The sequence below is a fragment of the Bacillus sp. DX3.1 genome, from assembly GCF_030292155.1.
GTDB lineage: Bacteria > Bacillota > Bacilli > Bacillales > Bacillaceae_G > Bacillus_A.
This window is the reverse complement of the sequence record NZ_CP128153.1, coordinates 4,281,187-4,300,171: the sequence shown is the minus strand read 5'-3', so window position 1 is coordinate 4,300,171 and position 18,985 is coordinate 4,281,187. Positions and strand designations below refer to the sequence as shown.

Below are 18,985 nucleotides of genomic sequence, written 5' to 3'. Positions count from 1 at the left end.
TATAATGAAAGTAGTCATACAGGTAAAGAGAGGGTACAAAAGTGAAGTTTGTGCATTTACAATGTCAAACCGTTTATAGTTTGTTAAAAAGTGCTTGTAAAATTGATGAGCTTGTAAGTCGAGCAAAAGAGCTTGGTTTTTCATCGTTAGCAATTACAGATGAAAATGTGATGTACGGTGTGATTCCATTTTATAAAGCATGTAAGAAAGCTGGTATTCAGCCCATTATTGGATTAACGGCATCTGTTTTAAATGAAGAGGAAGACCAGTCATATCCGCTCGTTTTACTTGCGGAAAATGAAGCCGGTTACGAGAACTTATTGAAAATTTCTAGTACGATTATGACAAAGTCAAAAGACGGAATTCTGAAAAAGTGGCTTGCTCATTATGCGGAAGGAGTACTTGCTATTTCTCCGGGAAAAGATGGGGAAATTGAACAGCTGTTATTACAAGGAAAAGACGAGGCTGCTGAAGAAGTAGCTAGTACGTATAAAAATATGTTTGGGAGCTTTTATATGAGTTTGCAGCATCATGCGATTCAAGATGAGTTATTGCTGCAAGAGAAATTACTGCAATTTGTAAGCTCTATGAAACTTCCAGTCGTTGCTACAAATGATGTTCGTTATGTAAAACAGAGCGATGCGCTTGTACAGGAGTGTTTATTATCGGTTCATAGCGGAACGAAAATGACCGACCCAGACAGGCCAAGATTGCAGACGGATCAGTATTATTTTAAGTCATCTGCTGAAATGGAAGCCTTATTTTCTTCCATGGAAGAAGCACTTCATAATACAGCTGTTATTGCGGAGCGTTGTCATGTGGAGATTCCGTTTCATGTCAATCAATTGCCGAAATTTCCGGTCCCTGCTAACGGGACATCTGATGCTTATTTGCGCCGTATTTGTGAAGAGGGCTTACAGAAGCGATATCAAGTGATAGAAGCGGTACATAAGAATCGTTTGGATCATGAACTCGAGGTTATTTCTCGCATGGGATTTAGCGATTATTTCCTCATTGTCTGGGATTTTATGAAGTATGCTCATGAGAATGGTATTTTAACGGGGCCAGGTCGTGGTTCAGCGGCGGGTTCACTCGTTTCTTACGTATTAGAAATCACAGATATTGATCCGATTCAGTATGATTTATTATTTGAACGATTTTTAAATCCTGAGCGCGTTACACTTCCAGATATTGATATTGATTTTCCGGATATCAGACGTGATGAAATGATTCGTTATGTAAAGGATAAATATGGTCAGCTTCGCGTTGCTCAAATTGTTACGTTTGGAACACTTGCTGCTAAAGCAGCGATTCGAGATATTGCGCGTGTAATGGGGCTTCAGCCGAAAGATATAGATTTATTTTCAAAACTCATTCCGTCTCGCGTTGGTATTACACTAGAAGAGGCATATGAAGAGTCGCAGGGACTTCGTGAGTATGTGCAAAGTAATTTGTTATATGAACGTGTTTTTGAAATTGCAAAACGTGTAGAAGGCTTGCCGCGCCATACTTCTATTCATGCAGCTGGAGTTATTATGAGTCAGGAACCTCTGACGGGAAGTGTTGCGATTCAGGAAGGACATAACGATGTATATGTAACGCAGTATCCAGCGGAAGCATTAGAAGAACTCGGATTGTTAAAAATGGATTTTCTCGGTCTTCGCAATTTAACGCTACTTGAGAATATTTGTAATTTTATTGTTGAAACAACGGGGAAACAAGTGAATATACGACGTTTACCTCTTCAGGATGAAAAAACATTTCAGTTGCTTGGAAGGGGAGATACGACAGGCGTTTTTCAGCTTGAGTCAGCGGGAATGCGGGGCGTATTACGTACATTAAGGCCAAATGAGTTTGAAGATATTGTGGCTGTCAACGCTTTATATCGTCCAGGGCCGATGGAGCAAATCCCAGTTTTTATTGAATCAAAGCACGGGAAGCGACAAATTCATTATTTACATCCGGATTTGAAACCAATTTTAGAAAGTACGTATGGCGTTATTGTATATCAAGAACAAATAATGCAAATCGCCTCGCGCTTAGCAGGATTTTCACTTGGAGAAGCGGATTTACTACGACGTGCTGTTAGTAAGAAAAATCGGGACATTTTGGATCAGGAACGGACGCATTTTGTACAAGGCTGTTTGCGAAATGGATACGATGAAACATCGGCGCAGCAAATGTATGACTTAATCGTTCGCTTTGCGAATTATGGTTTTAACCGAAGTCACGCTGTCGCGTACAGTATGATTGGCTATCAGCTTGCTTATTTGAAAGCAAACTATCCATTGCAATTTATGACAGCACTATTATCAAGTGCAATTGGAAATGAAGATAAGATTGTTCAGTATATCCGTGAAACAAAGCGAAAAGGTTTTCGTGTTTTATCTCCATCCCTTCATAGAAGTAGTGATCATTTTCAGGTGGAAGGAAATGCAATTCTGTATAGTTTGCTTGCAATCCGTAATATAGGGATGGCGACAGTAAACGCGGTGATTGAGGAGAGACAGAAAAAGCCGTTTCAAGATTTATTTGAGTTCTGCGTACGTATGCCGGCAAAGTTTGTGACCGAGCGTAATTTGGAGACGCTGATTTGGGCTGGCTGTTTCGATGATTTTCAAGTGTCACGTGCATCCCTTTTTGGCAGTATTAAGGGCGCATTAGAATATGCGAGTTTAGCTCGTGAAATCGGTGAAGACCTTGTACCGAAGTCAGAGTATGCGCAAGAGATAGATCTATCTTTCATTGAGCAATTAGATAAAGAGAAAGAGGCACTGGGCTTTTATTTATCAAGTTATCCCACTGCGCAGTATGCAAAATTAATTAAGCAACTGGGGATTCCGACGCTTGCACAAGCGATGAAGCAGCAGCGGAAAGTGCAGCGAACAATTGTATATTTGACAAGTATAAAAGTCATTCGGACGAAAAAATTGCAAAAAATGGCGTTTGTAACGTTTTGTGATCAAAATGATGAAATGGAAGCGGTTGTATTTCCAGAGACGTATGTTCATTTTGCTGAGAGGCTACAAGAAGGAGTGGTTGTTCTACTAGAAGGGACTATTGAACAGCGAAACCATAAATTGCAATGGATCGTGAATGGTATTTATCGGTTAGAACAGATGGATGTTTACGATGAAATGGAAGAAGCGTCTATTTATGTGAAAATACCATCTCAGTATGAAAAAAGAGTATTAAACAATGTCACGAAAATATTATTTCATTATTCAGGTTTTGCGAAAGTACTAATTTATTATGAAAAGGAACATAAAATGGTACAATTGTCTCGTAGTTTGTCAATCCATCCAAGTGAAGAATGTTTACAAGCGCTTCGCGAAATCGTTGGTGAGGAAAATGTTGTTGTGAAAATATAATGGACAATTTCCCTATTTTTCGATTATTATAGTAGTAGCGTTCGTGGTCAGACCACTTGGAGAGAATGATATGCAGCAAGAACAAATTGAGGAGAGTGGATAGTTTGTCAACACTTCGTGAAGAAGCACTTCACATGCATAAAGTGCATCAAGGAAAATTAGAAACTGTATCAAAAGTAAAAGTAGAAAATGCAAAAGATTTAAGTCTTGCGTATTCTCCAGGGGTTGCAGAACCTTGTAAAGATATTTATGACGATAAAAGTAAGGTATATGAATATACGATGAAGGGTAACATGGTAGCAGTTGTAACTGACGGAACAGCTGTGCTTGGTCTTGGAAACATCGGACCAGAAGCATCTCTTCCAGTAATGGAAGGTAAGGCAGTATTATTCAAGAGCTTTGCTGGCGTAGATGCATTCCCAATTGCCTTAAATACAAACGATGTAGATAAAATTGTTGAAACTGTAAAATTAATGGAACCAACTTTTGGTGGCGTAAACTTAGAGGATATTGCAGCACCAAACTGCTTTATCATTGAAGAGCGCTTGAAAAAAGAAACAAACATTCCTGTATTCCATGATGATCAACATGGAACAGCTATCGTAACAGTAGCGGGTCTTGTAAACGCACTTAAGTTAGTTGGAAAGAAAATGTCTAATATTAAAGTTGTGGCAAACGGTGCAGGAGCAGCGGGTATTGCGATTATTAAACTTTTATATCGTTATGGTGTACGCGACATTATTATGTGCGACAGAAAAGGCGCGATTTACGAAGGTCGTTCTGTCGGCATGAACCCTGTAAAAGACGAGGTTGCGAAATATACGAATAAAGATCGTGTAGAAGGTTCTTTAGCAGAAGTCGTTCAAGGAGCAGACGTATTTATCGGTGTATCTGCAGCAGGTGCGTTAACTGAGGAAATGGTTCGTACTATGAACGAAGATGCAATTATTTTTGCAATGGCAAATCCGGTTCCAGAAATTATGCCGGAAATTGCAAAAGCCGCAGGAGCAGCTGTTGTTGGAACTGGACGCTCTGATTTTCCAAACCAAGTAAACAATGTACTAGCGTTCCCTGGTATTTTCCGCGGTGCACTTGATGTACATGCAACACAAATTAATGAAGAAATGAAAGTAGCGGCTGTACAAGCCATATCAGAGCTTATAACAGCTGATGAATTAAACGCGGACTATATCATTCCAGGTCCGTTTGATGCGCGTGTAGCGCCGCAAGTGGCAGCTTACGTTGCAAAAGCTGCGATGGAGACAGGTGTAGCTCGTCGTCAAGTAGATCCAAATGAAGTAGCTGAGAAGACAAAAAAATTAGCGATGATTGGTAAAGAATAAGCGAGGAAATTCAATTGGTATCATCAAATACAAAAGTATATCTCGAAATTGTAAAAAAAATCCGTTCGATTATGGAAGAGGATGGATTGGTAGCAGGAGATCGCCTGCCGTCTGAACGAGAATTAAGCTCACGTTTAAATGTGGGACGTTCTTCTGTACGTGAAGCATTGCGAGCATTAGAGCTCGTAGGGTTAATTGAAACAAGACGCGGAGAAGGGACGTTTATTCGAAACTTTTATGATAATGGCCTTGTACAATTAATTGCACCGTTTTTACTACAGGATGAGAAAACAATTCGTGATTTGTTACAGACGAAACGATTGCTTGAAAAAGATGTTCTTCGCATCGTATGTGATTTACCGAAGGAAACGTTTTCTGTGGTGCTTAGGATGTTACACCAAGTACTTAAGGACAACGAAAGCTCTATTGATGTGTTTCATCAAACGTTTTTCAAAACACTTATTGAACAAGTGGACAATTATTTGCTGTATCGTATTTGGATGATTGTAAATGATTATGTTGCAACTCTTTCTTGTCATATTTCACTAGAATCTATAGGAATCTATAGAAAGCTGTATGAAGTATTAGAAGCGAAAAATGAAGAAGAAGCGTTGAAAATCTATGATGAATTAGTAGAAAACATACAGTTTCACTCGTAGTGTATAAAATTTGTCGAAATGACCATGACACGTTATGACAAACAATTTATCGCATAGCGGTTAAAGTTAAACGTAAAGAGAAAGGTTATTAGTGCGTGTTCAAAAAGGAGGATAACCTGACTTTTTGAACATCCTCTATTAGACAGATTGAGAAGACAAGGCTAACATCGAACTTCGGTGTTAGCCCCGTTTTCTTCCTACCCTAACCTTAGCTCTCAACAAAGGGGGTCAAATTGTGCTAAGAGATTTATTCGTAAAAAAGAAAAAATATGCTGCAATTCCTTCAGAACAAGTACGAAGAGATGTACCGGATGGCGTTATGACAAAATGCCCGAAATGTAAGAAAATCATGTATACAAAAGAGCTTCTTAAAAACTTAAAAGTATGCGTGAACTGTGGCTATCATCATCCGATGAATGCATGGGAACGTCTTGACAGTGTATTGGACGAAGGTTCATTTCGTGAGTATGACAAAGAGATGGTTTCGTTAAATCCACTCCAATTTCCAAACTATGAGGAGAAATTAGAGAGTGATCGTAAGAAAACAGAATTAAACGAGGCAGTTGTGACAGGCGAAGGAACAATTGATGAGATGCTTGTTGTTATTGCAGTGATGGATTCTAGATTTCGAATGGGCAGCATGGGCTCTGTCGTAGGTGAAAAAATTGCACGTGCAGTTGAAAAAGCGTATGAGCTACAAGTGCCGTTCATTATCTTTACTGCATCGGGCGGTGCACGCATGCAAGAAGGCATTTTAAGCCTAATGCAAATGGCAAAAACGAGCGTAGCTTTGAAAAAGCATAGCAATGCCGGGGGATTATTTATTTCTGTTATGACGCATCCGACAACGGGTGGTGTTTCAGCAAGTTTCGCTTCACTTGGTGATTATAATCTAGCGGAACCAGGTGCACTTATCGGTTTTGCTGGTAGACGTGTGATTGAACAAACGGTGCGTGAGAAATTGCCGGATGATTTCCAAACGGCAGAGTTTTTACTAGCGCACGGTCAATTGGATGCGGTTGTGCATCGTGATGATATGAAAGATACGCTCCGTAAAGTTTTAGAAGTTCATCAGGGAGGAGAAGTGGCTGTATGGCAGAACTAGAATTTGAAAAACCAGTTGTTGAGCTAAGAAATAAAATCTATGAGCTGAAAGAATATACGAACAACAGCCAGATGGACTTCAGTGAGGAGATTCGTATTTTGGAAGACAAGCTAGAAAATTTAGAGGAAGAAATATACGGCAATATGAAAGTATGGGACCGCGTTCAAATTGCTCGTCATGCTGAACGACCGACGACGCTCGATTATATTGAGCACTTATTTACTGATTTTTTTGAATGTCATGGAGATCGTCTATTTGGCGATGATGCAGCGATCGTCGGCGGCATTGCGAAATATCATGGAATGCCTGTAACAGTCATTGGGCACCAGCGCGGGAAAGATACGAAAGAAAATATTCGTCGTAATTTTGGGATGCCTCATCCAGAAGGATATCGAAAAGCACTGCGTTTAATGAAACAGGCTGAGAAATTTAATCGTCCAATCATTTGCTTTATTGATACGAAAGGTGCTTATCCTGGTAAAGCTGCTGAAGAACGTGGACAAAGTGAAGCGATTGCGCGTAATTTATTTGAAATGGCAGGACTGACAGTGCCTGTTATTTGTATTGTAATTGGTGAAGGTGGAAGTGGCGGTGCGTTAGGTCTTGGGGTAGGAGATTACATTCATATGCTAGAAAATTCCACTTATTCTGTAATTACCCCAGAAGGAGCAGCGGCAATCCTTTGGAAAGATGCAGGAAAAGCGAAAGAAGCTGCTGAAGCGATGAAAATTACAGCAGTGGATTTGAAAAAATTGGGTGTAATTGATGAAATTATTCCGGAAGCGCGAGGCGGTGCACATCGCAATATTTTGAGGCAGGCAGAAAATATTGACTGTATGCTCAAAAAAACATTCCAACAATTAAACGGTATTTCGAAAGATGAATTAATCGAAAAACGTTATGAAAAATATATGAAAATTGGGCAAGTTTCGTTTTCAAACGCTTCCATTTGGATAAAATAAGAAAAGCGTGCGTTCCACTTCGCGAATGCACGTTTTTATTGTGAAAAGACACATCTTCTCCATTGTGTTTTTATATTTTTTCATGTTATTTTATTATAAGGTAAATAATCTTTATGAGGTGAGTACAAATGAAACGTATTGGTGTATTAACAAGTGGTGGAGATTCACCTGGTATGAATGCTGCCATTCGTGCAGTTGTTCGTAAAGCGATTTTTCATGATATAGAAGTATATGGTATCTACCATGGATACGCTGGATTAATTTCTGGTCACATTGAAAAATTAGAACTTGGTTCTGTTGGCGATATTATCCACCGTGGTGGTACAAAATTATATACAGCAAGATGTCCTGAGTTTAAAGATCCAGAAGTACGACTACAAGGAATTGAGCAATTAAAGAAATTTGGTATTGAAGGACTCGTTGTTATTGGTGGCGATGGCTCTTACCAAGGTGCTAAAAAATTAACAGAACAAGGATTCCCATGTGTCGGTGTACCAGGTACAATTGATAATGATATTCCTGGAACAGACTTCACAATTGGTTTCGATACAGCGTTAAATACTGTTATTGATGCAATCGATAAAATCCGTGATACTGCTACATCTCATGAACGTACATATGTTATCGAAGTAATGGGACGTCACGCTGGAGATATCGCATTATGGGCTGGTTTAGCTGATGGTGCCGAAACGATCTTGATTCCAGAAGAAAAGTATGACATGAATGATGTTATCGCTCGTCTGAAACGCGGTAGTGAACGTGGTAAAAAGCACAGTATTATCGTTGTAGCTGAAGGTGTTGGAAGTGCGATTGACATCGGTAAGCACATTGAAGAAGCAACAAACTTTGATACTCGTGTAACTGTATTAGGTCACGTACAACGTGGTGGATCACCAAGTGCACAAGACCGTGTATTAGCAAGTCGTCTTGGCGCAAGAGCAGTTGAATTATTAATTGCTGGTAATGGCGGACGTTGTGTTGGTATTCAAAACAATAAACTTGTTGATCATGACATTATCGAAGCGTTAGCTCAAAAGCATACAATCGATAAAGATATGTATCAATTATCTAAAGAATTATCCATCTAATTGACTTAATGTCAGATATTTGGGAACGGTTTCATAATTTTCGGAGGTGCAATATGCGTAAAACTAAAATTGTATGTACTATAGGTCCTGCTAGTGAAAGTATTGAGAAATTAGAGCAATTAATGGAAGCGGGTATGAACGTTGCTCGTTTAAACTTCTCTCATGGTAGCCATGAAGAGCACGGAGCTCGTATTAAAAACATTCGTGAAGCTTCAAAGAAAACTGGTAAAACAGTTGGTATTTTACTTGATACAAAAGGTCCAGAAATCCGTACACATGACTTCGTAGACGGACAAGCTGAATTAGTAACGGGTGCAGAAGTTGTTATTTCTACAGAACAAGTATTAGGAACAGCTGAAAAGTTCTCTGTATCCTATGCAGGTCTTTATGATGATGTAAATCCAGGATCTCGCATTCTAATCGATGACGGCCTGATCGAGTTAGAGGTACTAGAAAAAGCAAATGGTGATATCCGTACAAAAGTATTAAACAGCGGCACTGTAAAAAATAAAAAAGGTGTAAACGTACCAAACGTAAGCATTAAGCTTCCTGGTATTACTGAGAAAGATGTAAAAGACATCGTCTTCGGTATTGAGCAAAAGGTTGACTTCATCGCAGCTTCTTTCGTTCGTAAAGCGTCTGACGTATTAGAAATTCGTGAATTGCTAGAAGGTCATAATGCGCAGTACATTCAAATCGTACCAAAAATTGAAAACCAAGAAGGTATCGATAACATTGATTCTATCTTAGAGGTTTCTGATGGTTTAATGGTAGCTCGTGGTGATATGGGTGTAGAAATTCCACCAGAAGAAGTACCGTTAGTACAAAAACGTCTAATCAAAAAATGTAACGTATTAGGCAAGCCGGTTATTACTGCAACACAAATGCTAGATTCTATGCAACGTAACCCTCGTCCGACGCGCGCAGAGGCGAGTGACGTAGCGAATGCTATCTTTGATGGTACAGATGCAATCATGCTTTCTGGTGAAACTGCAGCGGGTCTATACCCAGTAGAAGCGGTAACAATGATGGCTAACATTGCAGTACGTGTTGAAAGATCATTACAATATGAAGATATGTTCAAAAAACGTATTAAAGAGTTCACTCCAACAATTACAGATGCAATTAGCCAATCTGTTGCACATACAGCACTTGCTCTTGATGTAGCTGCAATCGTAGCTCCAACAGAAAGTGGACATACTGCGAAAATGATCTCTAAATACCGTCCGAAATCTCCAATCGTAGCTGTAACATCTGACGAACAAGTAGGACGTCGTCTTGCACTTGTTTGGGGTGTACAAGCGTTTATGGCTGGAAAACGTGCAGCATCTACTGATGAAATGTTAGACACTGCAATTCAAACAGGTATGGATGCAAATCTAATCGGTGTTGGTGATACGGTTGTAATCACTGCTGGTGTACCAGTTGCTGAAACTGGCACAACAAACTTAATGAAAATCCATGTTGTTGGTGAGCAAATTGCTAAAGGGCAAGGGATTGGCCGTAAATCAGCAAAAGGTAAAGTAGTTGTAGCGAAAACAGCTGAAGAAGCTATAGCGAACGTAACAGAAGGTTCTATCCTTGTTACAACAAGTACTGATAAAGATATGATTCCTGCAATCGAAAAAGCTGCAGCTCTAGTGGTAGAAGAAGGTGGCTTAACAAGCCATGCAGCAGTTGTAGGTGTATCAATCGGTATTCCAGTTATCGTTGGTGTTGAAGGTGTAACAACAACTTTAATCTCTGGCCAAGAAGTAACAGTTGATGCAGCGCGTGGAATTGTTTATAATGGACATGCGGAAGTGCTATAAGAAGTAATATGGAGAGAAGGATGGGAATCCTTCTCTTTTTTTTACAATTTGAAAACGACAATATTCTGATAAAGTAAAACTATCATCGGTGGGGCTTTTACGGCCTGTTAGAGTGAGAGAAAGTGTTATGAGGGTTGTTCCTCCTCTCCTTATTGATGGAAAGCTTGTATACGGGGTTGTTATATAAATCCATTTTGATTTTTCGACATATAAGCCGCGGCTATGGATAACAAAAGGTGACCTGCACTCGTTTTCTCTCTTTGTTTTCACTATGTCTGGGCAGGAAAAGGATCTGACCGCTTCTATGCATGGCCGGATGCTCTCTCTCACCTAAAAAGAAGGGTTTTATGTCGGTTTTTTAATTTGTATTTATATAGTTTTAAATTGAAGATTTTATCCCGCTATTTGAGGGCAGTAATTCCCCTACCTCAAAGTTTGATAGGAAGTAAAGAAGTTAGGTGGGGGATAAACTGCCCGTAAAAGCCTGATTGGTGAGGGTTAATAATCAGTGAGAGATGAAGAAAAAAACACTGATTAAAGTTTCACTTTATTGATTGTTAAAATGGGATAAAGGGGTGAGTGGATGAAATGGTTTCTTTTTCTCTTGATTTTAATTCCGGCTATTGAAGTAACTGTATTAATTGGATCGAGTCATTTTATAGGAATGTGGCCAACATTTGCTATGATTGTGTTCACTGGTGTTATAGGTGTTTATTTGGCAAAGCGACAAGGCTTTGCGGTATTAAGAGAGATTCAGTACCGATTAAATAGAGGTGAATTGCCAGGAGATGCTGTATTAGATGGTATTTTTGTTTTTATAGGCGGGATCCTCCTATTGGTACCTGGATATGTGACGGATGTAATAGGGATTATTCTTATATTCCCTGTAACACGAAAACCGTTTAAGCTAATGATGATAAAGTGGCTACAGTGGAAATTAAGTAAAAATACGACAATTATCGTTCAAAAATAACACTTGAAGTGGAAGTTACTTCAAGTGTTATTTTTTTTGCCAAAGCCAAAATGCATATTTATTCATTTGAAGAAAAAGGAATAAATGGGAAGAATCTTTATTCGTAATATAGAATAAAAAACCAAAAGTTGGTTTTTGGTAGTATAAAAACAATCTATTTCAATAAAAAAGAAGGTGATTATCCACTGTATATGGACGATCACCTTCTTTTTTTGTCTGTATGAAAAGGGGGATGCTATTTGATTATTTAAAGCAGATTTTTCTCGACGGTCTCACTAATTTCATCTTTTTTATCCTTTAATAAACTTCCACAAATCATGAAACACACGAGCTTTATGTAATGTATTTAATAGCACTAAAATGACTGGACCGATAATTAAACCTAAAAATCCATATAATTTAAATCCAACAAATAATGCGATAAGTGTTGGCAATGGATCGAGTCCGATATTAGAGGATAATACTTTTGGCTCCATTAATTGTCTTTGGACAATAACGACGATATATAAAATGAGTAAACCGATTGCGAACGCTGTATCTCCTGTGAAAAATATATAAATAATCCAAGGAACAAAAATAGCTCCAGTTCCTAAATAAGGAAGTAAATCCACAATGCCTGTAATGAGAGCAATTGTAATTGCGTATGGTACACGTAAAATTAATAGCCCGATTAATACGATAATTGTCGTCATGGAGACAAGTGTAAGTTGTGCTTTTACAAATCCAAATAAAGCTTTTCGTAAGTCGAAAAAAATGGTCTTTCCATATCCATGTACACGATTTGGAAGCGATTTTTTAACTCTATGGGCAAGTGTATGCCAATCGAAACTAATAAAGAAAGTTGCTAATAAAACGAAGACAAGGACTGTTAACGTTGTTGGAAGTGCGCTAATAAAGTATGTTAATCCACTTATGATAGCGGTTAACAGATCTTTCATTTGCTTTGTTGCTTCTGTTCCTAGATTTTGAATATTTTGTGTGATCGTATACTGCTGTGATTCGCCAAGATGATTAAATTTAGAAATTAAATCATCATATAAAGGCATAATATCGTTGAGTGCAAATTGTTGTGCATATTGTATGATGGCTGGAAGTTTATCTGTGACAACTTGTAGTAAGTAGGTTGTAGCGGAAATAACTTCTGTCACAATGTACGTAACGAGACCCACAATGGCACCGAAAACAAGAATTAAGCTGACGAGTACTGCTAAGGCACGGGGGAATTGAAGTTTTTGATTGAGAAAATTCACGACTGGATTTATCAAATAAGCAAAGGCTAAGGCAATGATAAATGGGTATATAAGACCTGAAACATACAGTAGTACATAAAACCCAATTATTGCTACTGCAATGACAAATAAAAGTCGTAATATAATATACAGTAAATTTCGATTCAAAAGTGCTTACCTCCCATTCCGAATTGTATTGTGTTATATTGGAATGATGGATTTATCCCGCTATTCGCGGGCAGTAACACCCCTACCTCAAGATGCGAAGAAATGCAGAAGATAACTGCCCCTAAAAGCCCGATTGGTGAGGGCTAATGATCAATAGGGATGGAGACTTCCACTGATAAAAGTTTCATTTTATCTACCTTTTATTTTACCTGTTTTTTCTAAGAAAAGAAAGAAGAGCAACGTCCCTTTTCCACTAGGAGCGAAGGTTTATTGGTATAAAAATGTCTGATCCTAGCTCATCGGTGGGTTTCGTTTATCCCACCATTTGCGTGAGGTAATACCCCCACCTTAAAATTCAGCAAAAAGAAAAGAAGTTAGGTGGAGGGTAAACTGCCCGTAAAAGCCCGATTGATGAGGGCTTTTACGGGCAGTGGGGATGAAGAAAACCCCGATGATAAAAGTTTCATTTTATCATCAGTACCTATTAGCGACAAAATCAGTGTAAATCCTGTATAACGATGTGTTTAACAGTAATTTCATTTGTGAATGCTTTCATTATTTTCAGAAAGGAAGTGCAATCATGATTAGTCAATCAACGTTATTTTTATTCATATTACTTATTATTGGACTTGTTGCAAAAAATCAATCATTAACTGTAGCTGTAGGGGTTTTATTCTTATTAAAATGGACGTTTTTAGGAGATAAGCTACTTCCTTATCTTCAAACCAAAGGAATTAATCTAGGTGTAACTGTTATTACGATTGCTGTTCTTGTACCTATAGCCACGGGAGAAATTGGCTTTAAGCAGTTAGTTGAAGCAACTAAATCTTACTATGCTTGGATTGCGCTCGCTTCAGGGGTAGCTGTTGCCCTCCTGGCAAAAGGCGGAGTGCAATTATTAACAAACGATCCACATATTACAACTGCTCTTGTATTTGGAACAATTATTGCGGTTGCGTTATTTAATGGAGTAGCTGTTGGTCCGCTAATTGGAGCTGGAATTGCTTATGCTGTGATGAACATTATACAGATGTTTAAATAAAAAATTTTATTGTAATATAAATTTTTTGAATTCTTTCCATTCACAAAAGTCAGATAATTGTTTATAATAGAGTTAGAAAACTTTTTAAAGGCTACATAGCAGCAAAGATTTACACCAGATAAAATAAAAACAACATAAAACAATTTTTTATTGATATTGTTTTATGTTGTTTTTATCATAGACTCTTCGAAACTAGTTTTCCTCACCATCTGTTGTTCTAAGCGTGAGGATTCGGGGAGAAACTCACGCTCATGCTTTGCGAAAAGCAATGGAACTACATGATGGGAACATCACAACAAATTTGCATGATCGTGCATTTTGCTTGCCTAAAGAGTGAACGGGCGTTCATAATTTATAAGGAGAGCAAACAGATACAAAGGAGCAAGGTTGGGAGAATTTTCAGGAAAAGGAGAGAGTGTCATGACTGTTATTCGAGGCTTAGAAGGGGTAGTAGCAACAACATCATCCGTGAGTTCTATTATTGATGATACATTAACTTATGTTGGGTATAATATTGATGATTTAGCGGAAAATGCTACGTTTGAGGAAGTAATATATTTATTATGGCACCGCAAGCTTCCAAACGAAGAGGAGCTAACGGGGTTAAAAGAGATGTTATCTGAAAATTCTAAAGTTCCAAGTGAGATTTTAACATATTTAAAACAAGTAGATTTAAAGGTTTCGCATCCAATGACCGTTTTACGAACAGCGATTTCCATGTTATCATTATACGATGAGAGCGCTGAATTAATGGATGAGAAGTCCAACTATTTGAAAGCGGTTAAATTGCAGGCTCAAGTAGGAACTCTTGTTGCAGCTTATGCAAGAATTCGCAAAGGTTTAGAAGTAGTTGAGCCACGAAAAGATTTATCGCTAGCGGCAAACTTTGTTTATATGTTAAATAACCGCGAACCAAATGAAGTAGAAATTGAAGCTTTCGATAAAGCGCTTGTGCTTCATGCAGATCATGAATTAAATGCTTCTACATTTACAGCGCGCGTTTGTGTTGCTACACTTTCAGATGTATACTCTGGTATTACTGCAGCAATTGGTGCACTGAAAGGTCCTCTTCACGGCGGGGCAAATGAAAATGTAATGAAGATGTTGAAAGAAATTGGCGAAGAAGAAAATGTAGAATCCTATATTCATAATGCGTTTCAAAATAAAGTTAAGATTATGGGATTTGGTCACCGCGTATATGAGCATGGTGATCCGCGCGCGAAACATTTACGCGAAATGTCTAAGAGGTTATGCGTGCTATTAGGGGAAGAAAAATGGTATAATATGTCTATCAAAATTGAAGACATTGTAACAAAAGAAAAAGGTCTTCCACCAAATGTCGATTTCTATTCTGCTTCTGTTTACCATTGTTTAGGAATTGATCATGATTTATTTACACCAATCTTTGCAATTAGCCGTATGTCAGGCTGGTTAGCTCATATTCTAGAACAATATGAAAATAACCGATTAATCCGCCCGCGTGCTGATTATAATGGACCAACGCATCAACGATATGTTCCATTAGCACAACGATAAGCAAAAACCACTATTTGGATAGTGTAAATACGCTTTCAAAAGTCTGATTTTTTCGCAAAGATATAATGATTGGAATATTTAAATTTGACTAACGGTTTGAACTGAGGGTTTAACCCCTCAGTTTCATACATATGAAATTTCACACATGGGGGTTATCACAGTGACGACAGGAGAAAAAATTACTGTAACGAATGGTGTTATGAATGTACCAAACAATCCGATTATTCCTTTTATTGAAGGGGATGGCATTGGGCCAGATATTTGGGCGGCTGCATCTCGTGTACTAGAAGCGGCTGTTGAAAAAGCTTATGATGGTGAGAAGAAAATCGTTTGGAAAGAAGTGCTTGCTGGAGAAAAAGCATTTAATAAAACAGGCGAATGGTTACCAGAAGAGACTTTAAATGAAATTCGCGAATATTTAATTGCAATTAAAGGCCCGCTTACAACTCCTGTTGGTGGTGGTATTCGTTCTTTAAATGTAGCGCTTCGTCAAGAATTAGATTTATACGTATGCCTACGTCCAGTTCGTTACTTTGAAGGTGTTCCTTCACCTGTAAAACGTCCGGAAGATACGGATATGGTTATTTTCCGTGAAAATACAGAGGACATTTATGCTGGTATTGAATATGCACAAGGATCCCCAGAAGCACATAAGGTGCTGGAATTCTTGCAAGAAACGATGGGTGTGAAAAATATTCGCTTCCCAGAAACATCAGGAATTGGTATTAAACCAATTTCGGAAGAGGGGACAAAACGTCTTGTTCGTGCTGCAATCCAATATGCAATTAACGAAAAACGTTCTTCTGTTACACTAGTTCATAAAGGTAACATTATGAAATTCACAGAAGGTGCGTTCAAAAACTGGGGTTATGAAGTTGCGGAACAAGAATTCGGCGATAAAGTATTTACTTGGGCTGAATATGACCGCATTGTTGAAAAAGATGGAAAAGATGCAGCGAATAAAGCGATGGCAGCGGCAGAAGCAGCTGGTAAAATTATCGTAAAAGATTCAATTGCAGATATCTTTTTACAACAAATTTTAACACGTCCACGTGAGTTTGATGTTGTAGCAACAATGAACTTAAACGGCGACTATATTTCTGATGCACTTGCAGCACAAGTAGGTGGCATTGGTATTGCACCTGGTGCAAACATTAACTATGTTACTGGACATGCTATTTTTGAAGCAACACATGGTACAGCTCCCAAATATGCAGGTTTAGATAAAGTAAATCCATCTTCTGTTCTTCTTTCAGGGGTATTGATGTTAGAACATCTAGGATGGAATGAAGCGGCAAAATTAGTAACTGCTTCAGTAGAAAAAACAATTGCTTCAAAAGTGGTAACATATGACTTCGCACGCCTTATGGAAGGTGCAACTGAAGTGAAATGTTCCGAATTTGCTGATGCTCTTATCAACAATATGGATGGAGCAGTAATCAAAAACGCATAATTCAAAGTGAGGGAGAAATTATGACAATCAAACGCAAAAAAGTATCAGTCATCGGTGCAGGATTTACAGGAGCAACAACAGCATTCTTACTAGCTCAAAAAGAGCTTGGAGATGTTGTGCTAGTGGACATTCCACAGCTGGAAAATCCAACAAAAGGGAAAGCGTTAGATATGTTAGAGGCAAGCCCTGTACAAGGTTTTGATGCTAACATTATCGGCACATCTGATTACGCAGATACAGCTGATTCTGACGTTGTTGTTATTACAGCAGGTATTGCACGTAAACCAGGTATGAGCCGCGATGATTTAGTAGCGACAAACTCAAAAATTATGAAAAGTATTACGCATGATATTGTAAAACATTCACCAAACGCAATTATTGTTGTATTAACAAATCCAGTTGATGCAATGACATATTCTGTATTTAAAGAAGCAGGCTTCCCGAAAGAACGCGTTATTGGTCAATCGGGTGTATTAGATACAGCTCGTTTCCGTACATTCATCGCACAAGAATTAAATCTTTCTGTAAAAGATATTACAGGATTTGTTCTTGGTGGACATGGCGATGACATGGTACCGCTTGTTCGTTATTCTTATGCGGGTGGTATTCCATTAGAAACATTAATTCCGAAAGAACGCTTAGAAGCAATTGTAGAACGTACACGTAAAGGTGGCGGCGAAATTGTAAGCTTACTAGGAAACGGTAGTGCATATTACGCACCAGCTGCTTCTTTAGTTGAGATGACTGAGGCGATCTTAAAAGATCAACGTCGTGTATTGCCAGCTATCGCATACCTTGAAGGGGAATATGGTTATAGCGATTTGTATTTAGGCGTACCAGTTATTTTAGGTGGTAACGGAATTGAAAAAATTATTGAATTAGACCTTCTTCCTGAAGAAAAAGCAGGATTAGATCGTTCTGTAGAATCTGTACGTAATGTCATGAAGGTTCTTGTTTAATAGAATATAAGTAAGGAAAAGATTCGGGGCCCCGAATCTTTTTCCTCTATTTAGCGGATTGTTTTTTTAAAATAATATGAAAACGCTATCATTTTTATATCCTATGTTAAGAACCTAGATTTACAATATACTTTGCTTCATTATAGTAGTGACTCGAATAATATATCGCCTTTGGTAGGATAATAAAAGAAAACTTTTCTCAGTATGAGGATCCTGTTCCCTTGCTATTTTCTTTGAATCTCTTGGAATAGTAAGGTTGGGGTATATCCGCAAATAGGGAGATAAAGTAAAATTCGGAGGGGGTTGTAACATGTTAAAGAAAAAAGTACAAATTGGTCGTCGAATGGATGAAATTACAGTAGGAGAGAAGTTATCCATCACTGAGAAAATTGAGGATAAGGATTTGTTATTGTATTTAGGATTAACAAATGATTCAAATCCATTATATATCCAGCATGATTACGCATCCCAAACTCCGTATGAAAAACCGATTGTACCAAGCATTATGTTAACGGGTATGATTACAACAGCAGTCACGAAATATTTACCAGGTCCAGGCAGTCATGTTGTCAGGAAAGATCTTACTTTTGTGAAGCCTGTACACCATTATGAAACATTGCAAATTCATTTTGAAGTTGTGGCAGTTTCTCAAGAGGAGCACACGATTGATATGCGTGTATTCGCTTATGATGAAAAGGAAGAAGTGGTTGTGAAAGGTGTATTGACGGTAACACCGCCACATCATTTAACGTCGATTTTGGAAAGAACATTAGATAATTTTTAAAAAACAGGTGAGAAATCACCTGTTTTTCTTATCCTGCACTAACGGGTAGTAATGCCTCCACTGAGAAAAGTTTCACTTCATCCACGAGGCCAGAGTATGATAAATACACCAATCAGACAAACGGCTGCACCGGCCCAGTCAAATACATCGGGTGCTTTTTTATCTACCATCCACCCCAAAAGTAAACTCATGATAATAAATACACCGCCATAAGCTGCGTATACGCGGCCGAAGCTAGAGAATACTTGAAAGGTAGCAATAACACCATATAAACATAAAATAATGCCACCAATGAGACCAACTCCGATGGAACTGCCTTCCCTCAGCCATTTCCATATGAGATAGCCGCCACCAATTTCAGCTAATCCTGCGACAATAAAAATAATACCTGCTTTAAACATAAAAACTTCCTTTCTCTATCGTTGTTGCCTGAGTGAGGCAAATGGATTTAACTTTATGTATTACTGCCCGTAAAAGCCCGATGGGTCAGAGCTAATAATCA

At 38.3% G+C, this 18,985-nt stretch carries 15 protein-coding genes; 13 read left to right on the top strand and 2 right to left on the bottom strand.

From position 1 onward, the window contains the following. Positions 1-41: 41 nt before the first annotated feature. From dnaE to QRE67_RS21495, 8 genes are all read left to right on the top strand, one after another. The gene (dnaE, locus tag QRE67_RS21530; protein WP_286122226.1) at positions 42-3,371 is read left to right on the top strand and encodes a DNA polymerase III subunit alpha; all 3,330 of its coding nucleotides are present in this window, start codon (positions 42-44) and stop codon (positions 3,369-3,371) included. Between the two features lie 65 nt (positions 3,372-3,436). Continuing rightward, positions 3,437-4,714, top strand: a complete 1,278-nt coding sequence (gene ystJ, locus QRE67_RS21525) for an NADP-dependent malic enzyme (RefSeq protein ID WP_286122225.1) — start codon at positions 3,437-3,439, stop codon at positions 4,712-4,714. Positions 4,715-4,728: 14 nt separating this feature from the next. Next, entirely contained in the window at positions 4,729-5,373 is a 645-nt protein-coding gene (locus QRE67_RS21520) for a FadR/GntR family transcriptional regulator (protein ID WP_286122223.1), read from the top strand. A 235-nt stretch (positions 5,374-5,608) separates the two neighbouring features. Next, positions 5,609-6,478 (top strand): acetyl-CoA carboxylase, carboxyltransferase subunit beta, encoded by an 870-nt coding sequence (accD, locus tag QRE67_RS21515; protein ID WP_286122222.1) that lies wholly within the window; start codon positions 5,609-5,611, stop codon positions 6,476-6,478. Further along, complete coding sequence (accA, locus tag QRE67_RS21510) at positions 6,466-7,440, top strand: acetyl-CoA carboxylase carboxyl transferase subunit alpha (RefSeq protein ID WP_286122221.1); 975 nt, start codon at positions 6,466-6,468, stop codon at positions 7,438-7,440. The genes accD and accA overlap by 13 nt, the downstream gene beginning before the upstream one ends. 128 nt (positions 7,441-7,568) lie before the next feature. After that, positions 7,569-8,528, top strand: coding sequence for a 6-phosphofructokinase (gene pfkA / locus QRE67_RS21505; protein WP_286122220.1), 960 nt, complete (start codon positions 7,569-7,571; stop codon positions 8,526-8,528). Between the two features lie 53 nt (positions 8,529-8,581). Further along, positions 8,582-10,339 carry a pyruvate kinase gene (gene pyk, locus QRE67_RS21500; RefSeq protein WP_286122219.1) on the top strand — a complete coding sequence of 586 codons (1,758 nt, stop codon included), beginning with the start codon at positions 8,582-8,584 and terminating at the stop codon, positions 10,337-10,339. A gap of 583 nt (positions 10,340-10,922) precedes the next feature. Further along, complete coding sequence (locus tag QRE67_RS21495; RefSeq protein WP_286122218.1) at positions 10,923-11,312, top strand: FxsA family protein; 390 nt, start codon at positions 10,923-10,925, stop codon at positions 11,310-11,312. A 290-nt stretch (positions 11,313-11,602) separates the two neighbouring features. Here the strand turns inward: QRE67_RS21495 and ytvI are convergent, their stop codons facing one another. Then, positions 11,603-12,709 (bottom strand): sporulation integral membrane protein YtvI, encoded by a 1,107-nt coding sequence (gene ytvI, locus QRE67_RS21490; protein ID WP_286122217.1) that lies wholly within the window; start codon positions 12,707-12,709, stop codon positions 11,603-11,605. A 580-nt stretch (positions 12,710-13,289) separates the two neighbouring features. On the opposite strand from ytvI, the gene QRE67_RS21485 reads away from it, so the two are divergent. The 5 genes from QRE67_RS21485 (at position 13,290) to QRE67_RS21465 (ending at position 18,483) form a co-directional block, all read left to right on the top strand. Next, on the top strand, positions 13,290-13,751 hold the full coding sequence (locus QRE67_RS21485; protein ID WP_286122216.1) for a DUF441 domain-containing protein: 462 nt from the start codon (positions 13,290-13,292) through the stop codon (positions 13,749-13,751). Positions 13,752-14,138: 387 nt separating this feature from the next. Continuing rightward, positions 14,139-15,287, top strand: coding sequence for a citrate synthase (citZ, locus tag QRE67_RS21480; RefSeq protein ID WP_286122215.1), 1,149 nt, complete (start codon positions 14,139-14,141; stop codon positions 15,285-15,287). 160 nt (positions 15,288-15,447) lie between these two features. Then, positions 15,448-16,740, top strand: a complete 1,293-nt coding sequence (gene icd, locus QRE67_RS21475; protein ID WP_286122214.1) for an NADP-dependent isocitrate dehydrogenase — start codon at positions 15,448-15,450, stop codon at positions 16,738-16,740. Positions 16,741-16,760: 20 nt separating this feature from the next. Beyond that, a complete protein-coding gene (gene mdh / locus QRE67_RS21470) occupies positions 16,761-17,699 on the top strand; it encodes a malate dehydrogenase (RefSeq protein ID WP_286122213.1) in 939 nt (312 codons plus the stop codon). A 310-nt stretch (positions 17,700-18,009) separates the two neighbouring features. Continuing rightward, positions 18,010-18,483 carry a MaoC/PaaZ C-terminal domain-containing protein gene (locus QRE67_RS21465; RefSeq protein ID WP_286122212.1) on the top strand — a complete coding sequence of 158 codons (474 nt, stop codon included), beginning with the start codon at positions 18,010-18,012 and terminating at the stop codon, positions 18,481-18,483. 77 nt (positions 18,484-18,560) lie between these two features. Here QRE67_RS21465 and QRE67_RS21460 read toward each other — a convergent pair whose 3' ends face one another. Beyond that, positions 18,561-18,884 carry a YnfA family protein gene (locus QRE67_RS21460; RefSeq protein WP_286122211.1) on the bottom strand — a complete coding sequence of 108 codons (324 nt, stop codon included), beginning with the start codon at positions 18,882-18,884 and terminating at the stop codon, positions 18,561-18,563. Positions 18,885-18,985 lie beyond the last annotated feature (101 nt).